The sequence below is a fragment of the Bradyrhizobium sp. SRS-191 genome, assembly GCF_024586915.1.
Classification (GTDB): Bacteria; Pseudomonadota; Alphaproteobacteria; order Rhizobiales; family Xanthobacteraceae; genus Bradyrhizobium.
Genome location: NZ_JANBVS010000025.1, coordinates 78126 through 94422, shown reverse-complemented (window position 1 = coordinate 94422; position 16297 = coordinate 78126). Strand labels below are relative to the sequence as shown.

Genomic DNA, 16297 nt, shown 5'->3' with positions numbered 1-16297 from the left:
GGTCGTCTCGGCTGAACCTGTGGTTCCTGCCGCCTGCATTTTTTTCGCAGGCGGGCCATGGGTGCGGCCGGCACCCGGCATTCCCCGCGCCCTCTCTTCATGAAGGGCGAAACGATCCGCACAGCTCGGACGCGAGAGGCGTCGCGAGGCTGTGGTCGTGCGTCTCGCGGGATCGGCAGGCGGCCGCCCTCGAGTGACAGGAGCCTTCAGGCGTTCAGCCTGTCGCTGTGGATCTTGCCGGCCTTCATCACCAGGGGAATGCGGTCGCCTTGGCCGAGCAGACAGGAGATGTCGCGCAGCGGATTGCCGTCGACGACGAGGAGATCGGCGATCGCGCCGGGCTGGATCCGCCCGAGCTTGCCTGCCATGCCGAGCACTTCGGCCCCGACAACCGTGGCGCTCGCAATCGCCTCGCGCGGGCCGAGGATCTCGGCGCGAATCCGGAATTCGTCGCTCTGCAGCCGCTGCGACGGGCCGAGGAGGTCGCTGCCATAGCCCATCTTGACGCCGGCTTCGCGATAGATCTCCAGCGAGCGCAGGCCGGCGTCGCGCACGTCGGCAATCTTGGCGACGCTCTCCGGCGGCAGGCCGTATTGCGCCCCCTCATTGGCGAGCGCCTCGTAGGTGACGAGCGTCGGAATCACATAGACCCCGTGCTCGGCCATCAGGCGCGCCGTTGGAAGGTCGACGAGATTGCCGTGCTCGATGGTGCGCACGCCACAGCGCACCGCGCGCGCGATCGCCTCCGCCGTGTAGGCATGGGCCAGCACATAGGTGCCGCGTCCCCTCGCCTCGGCGACAATGGCGCGGATCTCGTCCTCGGAATAGCCGAATGCGCCGACCGGGTCGGTCGGCGAGGCCACGCCGCCGGAGGCCATGATCTTGATCTGATCGGCGCCCATCTGCAGCTCCTCGCGCACCGCCTTGCGCACTCCGTCGACACCGTCGGCCACGCGCGCCAGCGCGCCGACCCGGACGCAGCAGGGGCACGGGGCGTTGTCGGAGAGGAAATCGGTGCGCGCGCGCATGTCGCCGTGACCGCCGGTCTGGCTCAGCGCGCGGCCGGAGACGAACAGCCGCGGGCCCTCGGTAATCCCGGTGTCGACCGCCTGTTTAAGCGGGTAGCCGGCACCGCCGGCATCACGCACCGTGGTGAACCCCCGCCGCAGCATGCCACGCAGCAGAAGAGCCGAGCGCAAGGTGACCAGCACGTTCGGCATCTGCACCTGCTGCGCCAGGTTGAGCTCGACCGCGATCGCATGCACATGCAGGTCGATCAGGCCAGGCATCAGCGTCTTGCCCTTGAGGTCGATCCTCTGCCCCGCGGTCGCCTGCAACGGCCTGTCCGAGACCTCCTTGATCACGCTGTCCTCGACCAGCACATGCACCCCCTCGCTCAATTCGGGCTGCAGCGGATCGAGCAGCGAAGCATTCTCGAACAGGATCGTCGGCATCGGCAATTTCCTTGCACAGGACCAGGGGTCCTTCAGGGGGAGTCCGGATGACGCCAGCAGCACCATCGCGCAGCCCGGGCTGCGGCAGGTCTTGGCGCAGGCCGAGCACACCGGACTCAACGTCACTCCGGGCCAACATGCCCCGCGCCGTGGGCGCGGCGCAAGGCTCTCCCATGCATGGGGCGTCATGCATGGGCGCCGATGCATCAGAAACGCGCGGCCAGCTCCACGAGCCGCCGGTGCGCCCTGTCGCGCGCCGCGCCGGTGTGCTCGGCCGGCCCGCTGGTCGGCCCGATCGCGACGAAGGTGACGTCGCGCAGACCCATGAAGCGCAGCGCCTCGCGCAGATAGGGCGTCGCAAGATCGGTGCGGCCGCGGCTCATGCCGGTGGAGAAATCGCCGCCGCTGGCAAGGATCACCAGCGTCGGCCGGTCCTTCAACAGTGGAAGATAGCCGCGCGCAGGATCGAAACTGAACGTGAGCCCGGGCTGGTTGATGATGTCGAGCCAGTGCTTGAGCTTGTAGGGGATGCCGAAATTCCACATGGGCGTCGAGATCACGACCCGCTCGGCGAGATCGAGCCGCACCACCATGCGCTCGGCCACCGCGAAGGCGGCGCGCTGGCCGTCGGTGAAGGCGCGTCCGCCCATTCGCGCATATTTCGCCTGCAGGATCTCGCCATCGAACTCCGGCAGCGGCTCGCGCCACAGGTCCATCTCGTCCACTTCCCATTCCGGCCGCGCCTGCCTGAAGCGGTCGAGAAAGGCGCGCGCGCCGGCGCTCGACTCTGAGTCTGCGCGCGGCGAGGCGACGAGATGAAACAGCTTGGGCATCCCCTACCCCAGAGCCTTGATCACCGCATCGGCATTGGTGACGACCGACACGTTCTGAAGGGCGAAGTTGATCGCGGCATTGTGCCAGTCCGCATTCATCGTCGAGCAGCAATCCTCCGGCACGACCATGAAGTAGCCCTTGTCGGCGCCGGTGCGCGCGGTGTGCTCGACCGACATGTTGGTCCAGGCGCCGGTGTTGATGATGACGTCGCGCCCGGTCGCCTTGAGGATGGTCTCCAGCCTCGTGCCTTCCCACGCGCTCATCCGCATCTTCTCGACGACGAAGTCCCCACTGCGCGGCTCCAGGCCGGCAACCGGTGCCACGCCCCAGCTGCCGCGGACGAGTGCCCTGCTGTCAACCAGCCCCTCGAACAGCGGCGCATTCAGCGTCACCCCGGGCGCACCGGGCTCGACCACGAACCAGACGAAGACGATGACGACGCCGCGCGCGCGCGCGACCTCAGCGAGGCGCCGCACATTGTCGACCACGCGCTGCTGCTTGGCATGACCGGGCGCACCGGAATCCGCGAACGCGCCGCCCTCCATGATGACGTCGTTCTGCAGGTCCTGGATGATCATGGCGCAGCGGCGCGGATCGAGCTGCATATCGCCGGACGCGAGCTGCGGCGCCGCGGGAGCTGTCGACGAAGACGATGCGGCCGATGCCGGCCCGACCGTCCGCCGCGCGCTCATATACGGCTCGTGGCGCGGGCCGACCTTGGTGGTCACAGCATAGACCGAATGCGTCGCGGTGAGATACAGCGTGCGGAAATCAGCGCCGCCCCAAGCGAGATTGGCGACCAATTCCGGCACGCGCACCTTGCCGAGCAATTCGCCGGTCGACGCATAGACCCAGACGCCGCCCGGCGCGGTGACCCAGACGTTGCCGCGCTGGTCGCATTTCATGCCGTCGGGCACGCCGGGCTCCAGCTCCGAGCGAATGCCGCTGGCGAAGACGCGGCCGCTCGACAGGCTGCCGTCGCCGCCGACGTCGAACACGCGGATGACAGCCTGCACCGTGTCGTTGACATAGAGCAGCTTCTCGTCGGGCGAGAAACACAGCCCGTTCGGCTGATCGAACATGTAGCGATCGACCAGCAGCTGCGGCGCGCCGCCGCCAGGCGGCACGCGGTACACGCCCTGAAAGCCGAGCTGCCGCGGGCGCTCGACGCCATAGACGGGCATGCGGCCATACCAGGGATCGGAGAAATAGATCGCGCCGCTGGAGTGCACGCACACATCATTGGGACTGTTGAGTTCCTGGTTCTGATAATGCGACGCCAGGATCTCGCGCCGTCCGTCGGGACGCTCGCGCACCAGCGACGACGTCGCGTGCTCGCAGACGATGAGGTTGAGCTCGGCATCGTAGGTCATGCCGTTGCACTTATTGGACGGACGTCGCATCTCCACGACGCCGCGCTTGGCGTCCCATCGGCGGCGGACATCGGCCGGCATGTCGGAGAACAGCAGGAACTGCTCGGCGGGATGCCAGATGGGCCCCTCCGTGAAGTCGAATCCGGTCGCGACCTGCGCTACCGGCGCGTAGGGGTCGATCAGGCTCTCGAACTCAGGGCGCAAGGTGACGTGGGTCATGACCCGTCCTCACGCCGGAAACCAGTGTCGCTGCGGCAGCGACTGCACGAGCGGGCCCGGCACCTGGTCGTGCAGCCGTCCCACGACCATGCCGCCTTCGATCTTCGCGGGACGATCGTGGACCGGCAGCAGATAGCGCGAGCTCGACAGCAGCTTCTTGATGGCCGCCTTCTCGGCGCGCTTCGAGGTGCCGTGATTGCCGGTGGTGCGCGGCTCGGCGTCCTGAATCTCGTTGAACGGCGTCACGATCTGATCGTTGAAGTCGTAGATGACGTCGCCGCAGATCGTGGCGATGCCGTCGGCGGTATGGACGTGGATGTTCATCGAGCCCTCGGTATGGGCATTGGCGGCGTCGCAATACACGCCGGGCATCAACTCGACCGGCCCCGTCAGCTCGAGATCCAGGAAGCGCAGCGCGCTCTTGGTGTGCAGCCGATCTATGAGATGCTTGATGTCGGGCGCCGGATATTGCGGATGCATCAGGCCGGAGACGGAATACTCCAGCTCGCGCCGGTTCAGCACCACGGTCGTGTTCATCGGAAACAGATCGTCCTTGCCCGCATGGTCGATGTGCAGATGGGTGTGGCAGACATAGCGGACGTCGCCCATGCGCACGCCGTGCCGCGCCAATTGGTTCTCGATCATGTTCTCATGGTACTGCAGGCCGCGCATGCCCAAAGTCTCCATGATCTGATTGGAGCGGTAGCCGGTGTCGACCACGACGGGGTAAGGCCCGCCCAGGATCAGGAATCCGAGGGTCAGCACCCGGCGGGTGCGGCCGCAGTCGCGGCCGAGCACGAGGAAGCTCGATTCCAGCTCGATATCACCATAGTCGAGAACCTTGATTTCCAGCGCCATGAGCGTTCCCTGTTGCTTTTGTCGTCGTTGCGCGCAGCGTCATCCCAGCCGATAGACACGCCGCGCGGTCTCTCCCATCACCTGGGCTCGCGCGTCCTCGTCGAGATCCTTGATCGCAGCCGCATAGACCCCAATCAGCGTGCGATAGTCCGTCCAGAGCTTCTCGATCGGAAAGTTCGAGCCGAACAAGCAGCGCTGGGCGCCGAACATCTCGATCGTCTCGCGCACGACATCGGCGACATGCGCCGGATCGTTGCGACGGATGAAGGTGCCGAGGCCGGAGAGCTTGCTGACGACGTTGCGGCAGGCCGCAAGCCGCCGTATGCCGGCGCGCCATTGATCGCGGCCAGCCGGAGAGAGATCCTCCAACATGCCGGCGTGCTGCAGAATGAACGTGACGGACGGACAGCCCTCGGCCAGTGCAGCGGCGCCGGTCATCTGTCCAGCAAATACCTGCAGGTCGAACGACCAGCCATAGTCGGCCAGCCGCGCGATGTTGGCGCGGATAGTGGCATCGTTGCAGAGATCCGGGGACGCAGCAAAGCGGTACAACGGGTTCTCATGCCAGTGCAGTTGCATCCGGACGCCGCGCATCAGCGGATAGCGCGCGAGTCGATCGAATTGCGGCCGCGCGTCGTCGACGGCGAGATCGGCATAAGCGACGATGGCGTGGGGAAAGCCGTGCTGGTCAGCGGTTCGCTGCACCCAGGCGGCCTCGTCCTCGAAACCCTCCTTGGCCCAATTGGTCTGGACATAGACCGACTGCGTCACGCCACTGCTTGTGATGTCTTCGAGATATTCTTCGATCGGATAGTCGCGGCGAATGGGCTCATAGGGCCCGAAGATCCGCGGCTGCATCGGGCCGACCAGCCAGGGCAGATCGGCCCGGCGCCAGATGTGATGATGCGCATCGACGTAACCGCTCATGCCGCCCTCCTCCGCGCCAGCGACAGCACGTGCGAAACGATCACGTCGTCCGAGCCGCCGGGAACGATGTCGTCGACGAACGGCGCGATCGCCTGCAGCGCTTCGGTCTGCGGCTTGAAGCCGGGCCCCGTCGCCAAAGGCGTCAGCCAGCTCACGCGCCAGGCGCGCAGCGACAACTTCCACACGGCCTCGCGGAGCACCTGGTGATCGCCGCGCTCCAGTCCGTCGGAAAGCACCAGCACGGCGGCTCCGCGCGCGTAGGTCGAGAAGCGCGGCACCGCGAGGAACGCCTGCAGCGCCTCGCCGATGCGCGTGCCGCCGTCCCAGTCGCTGACGAGATGCGAGGCCGCCAGCAGCGCCTGCTCGCGCCGCTTCAGGCGCAGCGGCCGCGTCACCCGCGTCAGCCGCGTGCCCAGTGTGAACACCTCGGCCTGCGGCACCGCCTGCACGAGCACATGCGCCAAGCGCATGTTGTCCTCGGTACGCGCCTTCATCGAGCCGGAAACGTCGATCAGCAGCAGCAACCGCCGCAATCGAGGCCGGCGCTTCAGCCGCCGCAGCGACAGCACCTCGCCGTCGCGCCGCACGCTCTCACGCAAGGTCCGGCGCAGATCGACGAAGCTGCCGCGCCGCGCACGCATCCGGCGGTGGCCGCGCCGCTTCGGCAGTTTTGCGCGCGCCTGACGTGCGAGACGCTGCAAGGCGTTGCCGCCGCTGATCGCGGCGAGACGGCGCGCGACCAGCGCCTCGGCCTGGGTGGCCGCGAGCCCGGACTCGTTCTGCTCCTGGGCGCTGTCGGGATCGATGCCGTCGTCGCCTTCCTCCTGCAGCCTGATGACGTCGTCCTGCTGGTCGCTCTCGCCGAGGGCCGCCGCCTCGGTCACGCCGAAATGGATGTCGAACAGCAGATGATAGGTCGAAAGCCGCTCCGGCGGCGGCGCCAGGGTCGCGGCTCCGGCGCGCCTGATGTCGTCGATACCAGCCGGCCCGAGCAATTCGATCGCTGCGAGAAAGGCCGTGGTCTGCTCGGGCGCGACGGCAAAGCCGTTCCGCCGCAGCAGAGCGGCGAAGGTGACGAAAATCTCGGTGGCCCGCGGCAGGCGCAGCTCGCTCATGTCGTCGCCTCCGCGAGCAGCGCGTCGAGGCGCGGCGCGATAAAGGACAGGTCCTCCTCATCCTTCAGCGCAACGCCTATCGAGCGCTTGAAGGCGTCGGGCCAGCGCGCGCCGGTGCGGTTCAGCAAGGTCGCTGCCTCCGCCCAGTCGACAGCTTCGGCAATTCCCGGCGCCTTGCTCAGCGGCTCGCGCCTGAGCTTCGCCACCGCTGATACCACGGCGCGCGCGGTCGCCTCGGCGACGCTCGAGGCGCGCATCATCACGATCCGCGCTTCGCGCTCTGCATCGGGATAGTCGATCCAATGATAGACACAGCGACGGCGCAGCGCTTCGTGCAGGTCACGGGTCCGGTTCGACGTCAGCACGACGATCGGCCGCTCGGCGGCGCGCACGGTCCCGCGCTCGGGAATCGAGATCTGGAAATCGGAGAGGAATTCGAGCAGGAAGGCCTCGAACTCCTGGTCGGCGCGATCGATCTCGTCGATCAGGAGCACGGTCGAATCCGGCGCACGCAGACAGGCGAGCATCGGCCGCTCGATCAGGAAGCTCTCGCCGTAGATGTCGATGCTCTCCTCGCCGGCCTGACGGATCGCCAGCATCTGGCGCGGATAATTCCACTCGTAGAGCGCAGCAGAGGCATCGATGCCTTCATAGCATTGCAGCCGGATCAGCTTGCGGCCGAGCACGGCGGCGACCGCCTTCGCCGCCTCGGTCTTGCCGACGCCGGGCGCACCTTCGAGCAGCAGCGGCTTACCGAGCGCAAGCGCGAGATAGGCGGCGGTGGAGAGCCCATCGTCGGCGAGGTAGTACGCCGCGCGCAGCGCCTTCTCCAGCGCCTGCGGCGAGTCGATGCCGACGATGTTACTGCGGACCACCATGCGCCGTCACCGCCGCGTCTGCGGCCGCGCGCCGCCCTGGGCCTTGATCGCGCGCAGCACCTTCTCCGGCGTGATCGGCAGCTCGTCGATGCGCACGCCGACCGCATTGAAGATGGCATTCGCGATCGCCGGCAGCACCGGATTGGCGCACATCTCGCCCGGGCCTTTGCCGCCGAACGGACCGTCCGGCGCGGGTCGCTCCAGCACGGCGATGTCGTGCGGGCAGATGTCGCCGGGCCCCGGCATCAGATATTCGACGAAGTCGCGCGGGCCCTGCCGGGGGTCGGGATAATACGGCTCGGTCGTCTCATACAGCGCGTGGCTCATCCCCATCCAGGCGCCGCCGACCAGCTGCTGCTCGACGAGTCGCGGATTGAGCGCGCGGCCCAGTTCGTAGGCCGAGTCCATCCTGACCACGCCGACCTCGCCGGTCTCGTCATCGACATCGACCTCCGCGACCAGGCATGCATGCGCGTAGCAAGTCGCCGGCGACATCTCGCCGGTCTCGGGATCGACGTCCGACAGCGGTACCAGAAAGATGCCGCGGCCGGAGATGGTCTTGCCCTGGCGGAACTGCGCGGCGATGGCGACGTCCTTGACCGAGATCGACCGGTGCGGCGCGCCCTTGACATGGATGTTGCCGCGGCCGTCGGTCTCGAGGTCGCTGGCGTTGACCTCGAGCTCCTCGGCGGCCGCTTCCATCATCACGCCGCGCGCCTCCTTGGCTGCGGCCATCACGGCATTGCCGACCCGGTGCGTGCCACGCGAGGCGAACGAGCCCATACAATGCGGGCCGGTGTCGGAATCGGCGGTGTCGACATAGACGTCCTCGACGGGCACACCGAGCGTCTCGGCGCAGATCTGCCGCGTCACCGACTTCATGCCCTGCCCGAGATCGATCGACGACAGCGCCACTGTGAACTTGCCGCTCGGATTGGAATGCACCAGCGCCTGGCTCGGGTCGCCGCCGAGATTCATGCCGATCGGATAGTTGATCGCCGCCATACCGCGGCCGCGGTGCCTGGTCATCTCAGCGCCTCCTTGTGCCGAACACCGATGAGAACCGCGTCGCGCCATGTCCCGGCGATGGCGCCGGGCTCGGCGGCGGCGGCGGCTCGGGCGGCGGCGAGATCGGGAGCCCGCGGTCGTAGCTGGTGCGCTGCTGCGCCGCTGCAATGCGCGGTGAGTTGGGCTCGCGTGGCGTGGCCGGCACTTCCGCACGCGTCCCGCCGCCGTCCCTGCGCGAGGACATGCGCCGAAACTCCTCGCGGATCGGCCACTTGGCCTTCTCCGCCGCGACCTGAACGCATTCGATCAGCGCGGTGTTCTTGGCCTCGCGGCGATGCGCCTTCATGTCGCCGTCGCGATAGGCATTCAGGATGCGGAACTCCATGGGATCCATGCCGATGAGATGCGCGAGCTTGTCCATCTGGCATTCGAGCGCGAAGTCCATGCCGGTGATGCCGAAGCCGCGCATCGCGGTGGCCGGCGTCCGGTTGGTGAAGACGCAGTAGATGTCGCCATGAACGTTCGGGATCGTATAGGGCCCAGGCAGATGCGCGGCGCATTTGACCACCGCGTAGCTCGACAGCCGCGTGTAGGCGCCGGAGTCGAAATAGCCGCGGATCTGCCGCGCAACGATACGGCCGTCCCGCATCACGCCATCCTTGATGTAGATGCGCTCGGCGCCGCGCGGCGGCCCGAACTGCATCTCTTCCTCGCGCCCGAACACGTAGCGCACGGGCCGCCCGGTCAGCATCGCCGCGAGGATCGCGAGCGGCTCGGTCAAGGTGTCGACCTTGCCGCCGAAGCCGCCGCCTACCGTGCCTCCGATGAAATGGAAGGTGTTCGACGGCAGATCGAGAATCTTGGCGCAGGTGTCGAGCGAGAAGAACAGCGCCTGGGTCGATGTGTAGACCACGTAGCGCCCATTGGTGTCGGGCGCTGCAATCGAGCCGTTGGTCTCGACCGGCGCGTGTTCGATCGGCGACATCTGGTAACGCTGCTCCAGGACATGATCGGCCTGCGCAAACCCGCGCTCGACATCGCCAAACCGGAGCTTCTGATGATCGTAGCGCTCGTGATAGGTGAAGGTGTTCTTCGGATAGGTCTCATTGACCGTCGGCGCGCCGGGCTTCAGTGCCTCCTCGACATCGAACACGGCCGGCAAGGTCTCATAGTCGATGCGCACCTTGGCCGCCGCCTCGGCGGCTGCGCGCGGCGTCTCGGCGACGACGGCGACGATCGGCTCGCCGCGATAGCGCACCTTGTCAACCGCGAGCGTCGGCTCGTCGTCCTTGCCGAAGTTGATCAGGCTGAGCAGCGTATTCAGATTGCGCGGCACATCGGCGCCGCGGATGACCCGCCGGACGCCCTCGCTGCGCTCGGCCTCGCTGATGTCGATGCGGCGCAGCCGGGCATGCGGCTGCGTCGACCTCACGACCCGCAGATGCAGCATGCCCTGCAGCTTGTGATCGTTGAAATAGGTCGAGGTTCCCGTCACGTGCCCCAGCATGTCCTGCCGCTGGGTGCCCTTGCCAACCTCGTTGAGATTGTCGTCGCGCTCGTCGGCGAAGATGTCCTTGCGCAGTTCAAGCATCGCGATCTCTCCTTACGCGCTCGCTCGCGACGACGACGCCGCAGCCAGCACGGCATTGATGATCGGCTCGTAGCCGGTGCAGCGGCAGATGTTGCCCGAGATCGCCTCCACCACCTGCTCGCGGCTCGGCTGCGGGTTGCGATCGAGCAGCGCCTTCGCAGCCATCAGCATGCCCGGCGTGCAATAGCCGCATTGCGCGGCAAAGCCTTCGGCGAACGCGCGCTGCAGCGGATGCAGATTTGGCCCGGACTTGATGCCATCGAGCGTCTCGACAGCGCGGCCCTCGACGGTCTCAGCGAGCGTCAGGCAGGAGAGATGCGCGTCACCATCGATCAGCACGGTACAGGCGCCGCAGCCGCCCTGCCCGCAACCGAACTTCGGCGTGACGTCGCCGAGCATCTCGCGCAGCACGGCGAGGAGATTGGTACCGCCGTCGACGAACAGCGCGACGTCGCGGCCGTTGTGCCGGAACTGCAGCGGGGTTTTCGCCATGGTCTAGCTCTCCTGTCCCGACAGCAGCCGCCGCAGATGCACGCCGACGACCTCGCGGCGATACCACGCACTCGCCAGAGAATTGTCCGTGGGCGCCGTGCCCTCGCCTGCGGCCGCTGCCGCCTCATTGATCGCGCCGGCATCGAGCGGCCTACCTTCGAGCGCGCGCTCAGCGCCCTTGGCACGGATGGCGGTCGGCGCCATCGACCCCAGTGCGATCCGCGCGCCGGTGACGCGCCCCCCACTCTGCGGAAGATGTGCGGCGAGCGTGATGACCGAGCCGCCCTTCGGCTTGATGCGCGCGATCTTGCGGTAGCGGAACGCATCGGCCGAGGCGGGCCGGATGCAGGACATGGCGACGACCAACGCTCCGGCCTGACGGTCACGCGATTGCAGGAATTCTTCGAGCGGCAGATCCCGCAGACCGAAGCCGCCCTGCAGCGAGACCATGCCGTCGAGCGCCAGCAGCGCGACGGTGAAATCGCCGAACGGCGCCGGGGCAAACAGGTTGCCGCCGACGGTGCCCATATTGCGCACCGCCGGTCCGCCGATCGAGCGGGCGGCCGGATGCAGGAAGGCGAGATCGCGCTCGGCCAGCACGCGCGCGAAGGTCACACCGGCGCCGATGCGCACACGCGCGCCGGCCGCCTCGATGCCCTGCAAGGCGCGGTCGGTGGCACGCACAACGGTGGCAATCGACACGTCGCCCTCGTTGAGATCGCGCATCACCAGTGTGCCGCCGCCGATATAGCGCGCGGCGCGGTCCGACGACAGCGCGGACGCCGCCTCGTTCAGCGCCTGGAATGTCTTCACCGTCACCGGCATCGGCTCACCTCTTGCTCATGCCGCCGGCTTCAGATGCGACCGGATCGCCTCGAAGCCGGCTTGATAGATGTCTTCCGCAACCATGCGCGTGAGCGCCTCGGCCTGCTCCGGACGCGCGGTGAAGCGGCTTTCCCAATGCCAGAACGTTCGGTCGCCATCGGTGACAGGCAGAAGCCGGACATGGGCGACGTAGTTGAAGAGCTGGACCGGCGTATCCAGAAGGCAGTAGCTGAAGCTCTGCTCGAGGTCGGACAGCGCCAGCAGCTGCTCCCGCAGCTCGGAGCCGTCCTTGAGCCGGAAGCGCCTGACGCACCCGATCTTGTCGGACGACTGCGAACGCTCGATCGCCGAGGTCGCCACGGCCGGGTGCCAGCGATCATGACCATTGAAGTCGCGCAGCAGCTCCCAAACCCTGTCGGAGGGCGCATCGATGATGGTGCTCTTGACCACGTGCGGCACGGCCTAGCCTCCGAACGCGCGCTTGAGCGCATCGAAGCCGCCCTGGAACACGCCGCCACCGATCGACGCCACGAGATCGGTCTCACGCTCCGGCGCGCAGTCGAACTCGGCGGTCCATTCCAGGAACGTCTTGTCGCCGTCCGTGACCGGCGTCAGCCGCAGCGTAGCCACGTAGTTCGACACGCCCATCGGCGATTCCAGGATCGAATAGGTGCAGAACATGTCGTAGTCGGACAGGCCGAGCAGTTTTTCACGGATGCGGTCGCCGTTGCGCAGCCGGAAATCCCTGACGCAGCCGATCTTGTCGGCGGGCTCGCCGCCCTCGATGCGGCTCTCGGCAATCGCCGGGTGCCAGTTCGGCAGACCATTGAAGTCGCGGACACGCGCCCAGACCCGGTCATTGCGAGCATTGACGACAGTGGAGACGTAGACCCTCGCCATCTCGCATCACCCCTTCTTGCGCGGACCGCGATCGGCCGGCGGCTCAGACGGCGCGCCGTCGCCGGCTCCGCCTCCCGCGTCCTTGCGCGCCGCCGTGTCCTTGCGGATGCCCTGCATGTCCCTGGCTTCGCGGATCAGGCCCGGCATCTTGGCGAGGCTGCCGCCCTCGACACCGATGTCGGAGAGGATGGAGTCGATGAGCGGCGCCTGCACACGGTAGCGCAGCGCGGAGTCGATGACTTCGTCGGTCGCGCTGCGGCCGCCATTGCCGTTGCCGCCATTTCCATTCAGGCCGTCGACCTGGAGGATGCGGATGCCCTCGATCTTCTCCATCGGCTTGACGCTCTCGCGCACGATGCCCTCGATGCGGTCGAGCAGCTTGCGGCGGAACAACGAATAGCGTGCCTGGTCGGTCAGCACGTTTTCGGCCTCGTTGAGCAGCCGCTGCGCCTCGGCCTCGACGGCGGCGCGCACGCGCTCGGCCTCGGCCGCGATGCGGGTCTCCTCCGCCTGCTTCTCGGCCAGCAGCACCTCGACGGTCTTGCGGCGACGGGCGATCTCGCTCTCGCGCGCGGTGATGACCTTCTCCGCCGCCTCCGTGGCACGCGTGCGCGCCTCCTCCGCCGTCACCTTGGCGGCCGATTCCTCCAGCGACTTCTGGTACAGCGCGATCGCCTTCTCCATCAGTGCGGTCTCGACGTCCTTCTCGCGATTGACTTCGAGCTTGCGCAGCTCGCGCTCACGGCCGATACGCGCCTCGTCGAGGCCGCGATCAGAGGCAATGCGGGCACGCTCGACCTCCTCGCGGGCGGCGATCTCGGCCTCCTGCAGCGACTGCACGCGCGCGACCTCGAGCTGTTCGATCGCCCGGCGGCGCTCCAGCCGGACGGCCTCCAGCGCCTGCTCGCGCGAGACATCGGCTGTCTCGACCTGCTTGCGCGCGACGATCTCGGCTTCCTTTACCTGGCGGTCGGCGTCGATACGCTCGGCGCGCTTGGCCGCGAGCTCGATGACGCGCGTCTCATCGGCCAGCTCGATCGCCTTCTTCTGATCGATGTTGAGCACTTCCCGGGTGCGCGACGAGGCGATGCGCTCGGCCTCCAGCGCCAGCTCGACCTCGATGCGGCGCCGCTCGACCGCCTCGCGCCGCTTGAGATCGGCGGCCTCGACGGCCTCCGTGCGCGCGATCTCGAGGCTGCGCGTCTCCTGCTCGGACAGGATGCGCTTGGCGGCGACCGCCTGCTCCTGTGCGATCCGCGCCGCCTCGATCGCTTCGCGCGATGCGATGTCGGCTTCCTCGATGGTCCTGACGCGGGCGATCTCCAGGGCGCGCACCCGCTCCTCCTGCGCGATGCGGCTGGCTTCCGTGGCCTCCCGCGCGGCGATGCCGGCAATCTCGATGCCCTGGTTGCGCTCGATCTCCAGCTTGCGTGTCGCATGCTCGGCGGCGATGCGCTCGGCCGACAATGCCTGCTCGCGCGCGATGCGGGCGGCCTCAACCGCCTTCTGCGCCTCGATCTCCGCCTCCTGAATGGCACGGACCTGCGCGATCTCGGTGGCGCGGGTGCGCTCGTCGGAACTGATGCGCTCCAGATTGACGATCGTGGTCTGCGCGATGCGCGCCTTCTCGGTCGCCTCGCGGGCCGCAATCTCGGCTTGCTCGATGGCGCGGGTACGCTCGATCTCGCGCCGCCGCGTCTCCTCATCATTGGCGATCCGCGCGTCGGAGACGACGCGATCCTGCTGGATACGCGCCTTCTCCACCGCTTCCCGCGCGGCAATCTCGGCCTCCTCGATGGTGCGGGTCCGCTCAATGTCACGCTGGCGCACCTCGCGTTCGGATTCGATCCGTGCGGCATCGATCGCGCGCTGATTGGCGATCCGCGCCTTCTCGATGTCCTCGCGCGCCAGCAGCTCGCGCTCCTCGACGGCGCGCGTCCGTTCGATCTCGCGCTGCCGCGTGTCGCGCTCTGCGGCGATGCGCGCCTCCGCGATCGTCAGCTCGTTGGCGATGCGCGCCTTCTCGATCGCCTCGCGGGCCGAAATCTGCGCCTGCTCGGCCTCGGTCTCGCGCAGCGCGCGCTCGCGCGCCACCTCCGTCCGCTGCAGCGCCCGGCGCATCTCGATATCGCGCTCCTGCTCGAGCCGCGCCGTCTCGCTCTCGCGCTCGATCTCCAGCGCCTCGCGCTCGGCCTCGAGGTTGCGGGTGCGGATCTTGATCATCGAGTCCTGCTCGATGTCGTTGCGCAGCTTGCGCTTGCTCTCGATGTCCTCCATCAGCCGGGTGAGGCCTTCGGCATCGAACCGGTTCGAGGGATTGAAGAACTCGAGATCGGTCTGGTCGAGATCGGTGATCGCGACCGATTCCAACTCCAGGCCGTTCTGGGCCAGCGCTTCGGCGGCCGCCGCTTTCACGCGCGCGACATAGTCGCCGCGCTGCTCGTGCATCTGCTCCATCGTCATCTCGGCCGCGACCGAGCGCAGCGCAGAGACGAACTTTCCGGACAGCAGCGCGTGCAGTTTCTCCGGTTCGAGGGTACGACGTCCGAGCGTCGCGGCTGCGATCGAGACCGCGTCGCGGGTCGGCTGCACCCGCACGTAGAAGTCGGCCTCGACATCGACGCGCATGCGGTCGCGGGTGATGACGGCGTCCTGCCGGGCGCGCGTGATGCCCATCGGCAGCACGTTCATGTTGACCGGCGTGTAGTCGTGGATGAACGGCATCACGAAGGCGCCGCCATTGATCACGACACGCTCGCCCATGAAGCCGGTACGAACGAAGGAGACCTCCTTCGAGGAGCGATGGTACAGCCAGTTGACGATGTAGACGGCGACCACGATCACGATGATCGCTATGATCAGCCACAGGATCAGCTCACCGATCAATGCTCCGGACATTGCATTTCTCCCTCAGTCTTCTGTCCGGCGAGCGCGGCGCCAGGCGCCATCGCTGCCGGATCTCGTATTGTCGTGTCAGAGGCGGCGCGGCCGCGAGCTGATCGCCTTGAAATGTCGCACCTGCTCGGTCAACGCCCGCTCCACCGGCAGCCGCTCCATCGAGGAGGCGCCGTAGAAGCCGTGGCAGTTCTTCGTATGCTTCATGATGAAGTCGGCATCGGCCGGCTCGGCGATCGGCCCGCCATGCGCCAGCACCAGGATCTCCGGGTTCACGCTGAGCGCCGCCGACGCCCAGCTGTCGATCAGGCCCGGGCAGTCCTCCAGCTTCGGCGCGGTCTGCGCGCCGATCGAGCCGCCGGTGGTCAGGCCGAGATGACAGACGATAATGTCGGCGCCGGCGATCGCCATGCCCGTCGCCTGCGCCTCGTTGAACACATAGGGCGTCGTCAGCAGATCCTTGTCGTGCGCACGCCCGATCATGTCGATCTCCAGCGCATAGGAGATGCCGGTCTCCTCCAGATTGGCCCGGAAGGTGCCGTCGATCAGGCCGACGGTCGGAAAGTTCTGCACGCCGGCGAAGCCGAGCGTCTTCAGTTCGTCGAGGAAGACATCCATGTCGCGGAACGGATCGGTGCCGTTGACGCCTGCGAGCACCGGCGTGCTCTTCACGACGGGCAGCACTTCGGCGGCCATCTCGACCACGATGGCATTGGCGTCGCCATACGCCATCAGCCCGGCGAGCGAGCCCCGCCCGGCCATGCGGTAGCGGCCGGAGTTGTAGATCACGATCAGGTCGATACCGCCGGCCTCCTCGCACTTCGCCGACAGACCCGTGCCGGCGCCGCCGCCGATGATCGGCACGCCGCGACGGACCATGTCGCGGAACTTCTTCAGCAGTGGTGCACGCTCATATCGCGGCATGACC

The 16297-nt window shown here is 67.5% G+C and carries 15 protein-coding genes; all 15 read right to left on the bottom strand.

The window, feature by feature from the left end:
• Nucleotides 1-206: 206 nt before the first annotated feature.
• The 15 genes from NLR35_RS30950 to NLR35_RS30880 all read right to left on the bottom strand — a co-directional run bounded on the left by NLR35_RS30950 (nt 207) and on the right by NLR35_RS30880 (nt 16293).
• Nucleotides 207-1454, bottom strand: coding sequence for an amidohydrolase family protein (locus NLR35_RS30950; RefSeq protein WP_257170328.1), 1248 nt, complete (start codon nt 1452-1454; stop codon nt 207-209).
• Between the two features lie 206 nt (nt 1455-1660).
• Complete coding sequence (locus tag NLR35_RS30945; RefSeq protein WP_257170327.1) at nt 1661-2287, bottom strand: FMN-dependent NADH-azoreductase; 627 nt, start codon at nt 2285-2287, stop codon at nt 1661-1663.
• Between the two features lie 3 nt (nt 2288-2290).
• Nucleotides 2291-3880 carry an isochorismatase family protein gene (locus NLR35_RS30940; RefSeq protein WP_257170326.1) on the bottom strand — a complete coding sequence of 530 codons (1590 nt, stop codon included), beginning with the start codon at nt 3878-3880 and terminating at the stop codon, nt 2291-2293.
• Nucleotides 3881-3889: 9 nt separating this feature from the next.
• Nucleotides 3890-4738 carry an MBL fold metallo-hydrolase gene (locus NLR35_RS30935; RefSeq protein ID WP_257170325.1) on the bottom strand — a complete coding sequence of 283 codons (849 nt, stop codon included), beginning with the start codon at nt 4736-4738 and terminating at the stop codon, nt 3890-3892.
• 39 nt (nt 4739-4777) lie between these two features.
• Nucleotides 4778-5665 carry an amidohydrolase gene (locus tag NLR35_RS30930; protein ID WP_257170324.1) on the bottom strand — a complete coding sequence of 296 codons (888 nt, stop codon included), beginning with the start codon at nt 5663-5665 and terminating at the stop codon, nt 4778-4780.
• Nucleotides 5662-6780, bottom strand: coding sequence for a VWA domain-containing protein (locus tag NLR35_RS30925; RefSeq protein WP_257170323.1), 1119 nt, complete (start codon nt 6778-6780; stop codon nt 5662-5664). Before NLR35_RS30925 ends, NLR35_RS30930 begins: the two co-directional genes overlap by 4 nt.
• Nucleotides 6777-7658, bottom strand: a complete 882-nt coding sequence (locus NLR35_RS30920) for a MoxR family ATPase (protein ID WP_257170322.1) — start codon at nt 7656-7658, stop codon at nt 6777-6779. The genes NLR35_RS30925 and NLR35_RS30920 overlap by 4 nt, the downstream gene beginning before the upstream one ends.
• Before the next feature lie 6 nt (nt 7659-7664).
• Entirely contained in the window at nt 7665-8687 is a 1023-nt protein-coding gene (locus NLR35_RS30915; RefSeq protein ID WP_009029086.1) for a xanthine dehydrogenase family protein molybdopterin-binding subunit, read from the bottom strand.
• A gap of 1 nt (nt 8688) precedes the next feature.
• Complete coding sequence (locus NLR35_RS30910) at nt 8689-10257, bottom strand: xanthine dehydrogenase family protein molybdopterin-binding subunit (RefSeq protein ID WP_257170321.1); 1569 nt, start codon at nt 10255-10257, stop codon at nt 8689-8691.
• 12 nt (nt 10258-10269) lie between these two features.
• On the bottom strand, nt 10270-10749 hold the full coding sequence (locus tag NLR35_RS30905; RefSeq protein ID WP_257170320.1) for a (2Fe-2S)-binding protein: 480 nt from the start codon (nt 10747-10749) through the stop codon (nt 10270-10272).
• A 3-nt stretch (nt 10750-10752) separates the two neighbouring features.
• Nucleotides 10753-11574: a xanthine dehydrogenase family protein subunit M gene (locus NLR35_RS30900; RefSeq protein WP_257170319.1), complete on the bottom strand. Its 822-nt coding sequence runs from the start codon at nt 11572-11574 to the stop codon at nt 10753-10755.
• Between the two features lie 15 nt (nt 11575-11589).
• On the bottom strand, nt 11590-12033 hold the full coding sequence (locus NLR35_RS30895) for an SRPBCC family protein (RefSeq protein WP_257170318.1): 444 nt from the start codon (nt 12031-12033) through the stop codon (nt 11590-11592).
• Nucleotides 12034-12036: 3 nt separating this feature from the next.
• Nucleotides 12037-12474 (bottom strand): SRPBCC family protein, encoded by a 438-nt coding sequence (locus NLR35_RS30890; protein WP_257170317.1) that lies wholly within the window; start codon nt 12472-12474, stop codon nt 12037-12039.
• Nucleotides 12475-12480: 6 nt separating this feature from the next.
• The gene (locus NLR35_RS30885; protein ID WP_257170316.1) at nt 12481-15372 is read right to left on the bottom strand and encodes a flotillin family protein; all 2892 of its coding nucleotides are present in this window, start codon (nt 15370-15372) and stop codon (nt 12481-12483) included.
• 75 nt (nt 15373-15447) lie between these two features.
• Complete coding sequence (locus tag NLR35_RS30880) at nt 15448-16293, bottom strand: phosphoenolpyruvate hydrolase family protein (protein ID WP_257170315.1); 846 nt, start codon at nt 16291-16293, stop codon at nt 15448-15450.
• Between the last annotated feature and the right edge of the window lie 4 nt (nt 16294-16297).

What these genes read in the sequence shown, in the direction of transcription:
- NLR35_RS30880 (WP_257170315.1), bottom strand. Translation starts at nt 16,293, where the DNA reads ATGCCGCGATATGAGCGTGCACCACTGCTGAAGAAGTTCCGCGACATG.
- NLR35_RS30885 (WP_257170316.1), bottom strand. Translation starts at nt 15,372, where the DNA reads ATGTCCGGAGCATTGATCGGTGAGCTGATCCTGTGGCTGATCATAGCG.
- NLR35_RS30930 (WP_257170324.1), bottom strand. Translation starts at nt 5,665, where the DNA reads ATGAGCGGTTACGTCGATGCGCATCATCACATCTGGCGCCGGGCCGAT.
- NLR35_RS30915 (WP_009029086.1), bottom strand. Translation starts at nt 8,687, where the DNA reads ATGACCAGGCACCGCGGCCGCGGTATGGCGGCGATCAACTATCCGATC.
- NLR35_RS30940 (WP_257170326.1), bottom strand. Translation starts at nt 3,880, where the DNA reads ATGACCCACGTCACCTTGCGCCCTGAGTTCGAGAGCCTGATCGACCCC.
- NLR35_RS30945 (WP_257170327.1), bottom strand. Translation starts at nt 2,287, where the DNA reads ATGCCCAAGCTGTTTCATCTCGTCGCCTCGCCGCGCGCAGACTCAGAG.
- NLR35_RS30950 (WP_257170328.1), bottom strand. Translation starts at nt 1,454, where the DNA reads ATGCCGACGATCCTGTTCGAGAATGCTTCGCTGCTCGATCCGCTGCAG.
- NLR35_RS30890 (WP_257170317.1), bottom strand. Translation starts at nt 12,474, where the DNA reads ATGGCGAGGGTCTACGTCTCCACTGTCGTCAATGCTCGCAATGACCGG.
- NLR35_RS30920 (WP_257170322.1), bottom strand. Translation starts at nt 7,658, where the DNA reads ATGGTGGTCCGCAGTAACATCGTCGGCATCGACTCGCCGCAGGCGCTG.
- NLR35_RS30905 (WP_257170320.1), bottom strand. Translation starts at nt 10,749, where the DNA reads ATGGCGAAAACCCCGCTGCAGTTCCGGCACAACGGCCGCGACGTCGCG.
- NLR35_RS30925 (WP_257170323.1), bottom strand. Translation starts at nt 6,780, where the DNA reads ATGAGCGAGCTGCGCCTGCCGCGGGCCACCGAGATTTTCGTCACCTTC.
- NLR35_RS30910 (WP_257170321.1), bottom strand. Translation starts at nt 10,257, where the DNA reads ATGCTTGAACTGCGCAAGGACATCTTCGCCGACGAGCGCGACGACAAT.
- NLR35_RS30900 (WP_257170319.1), bottom strand. Translation starts at nt 11,574, where the DNA reads ATGCCGGTGACGGTGAAGACATTCCAGGCGCTGAACGAGGCGGCGTCC.
- NLR35_RS30935 (WP_257170325.1), bottom strand. Translation starts at nt 4,738, where the DNA reads ATGGCGCTGGAAATCAAGGTTCTCGACTATGGTGATATCGAGCTGGAA.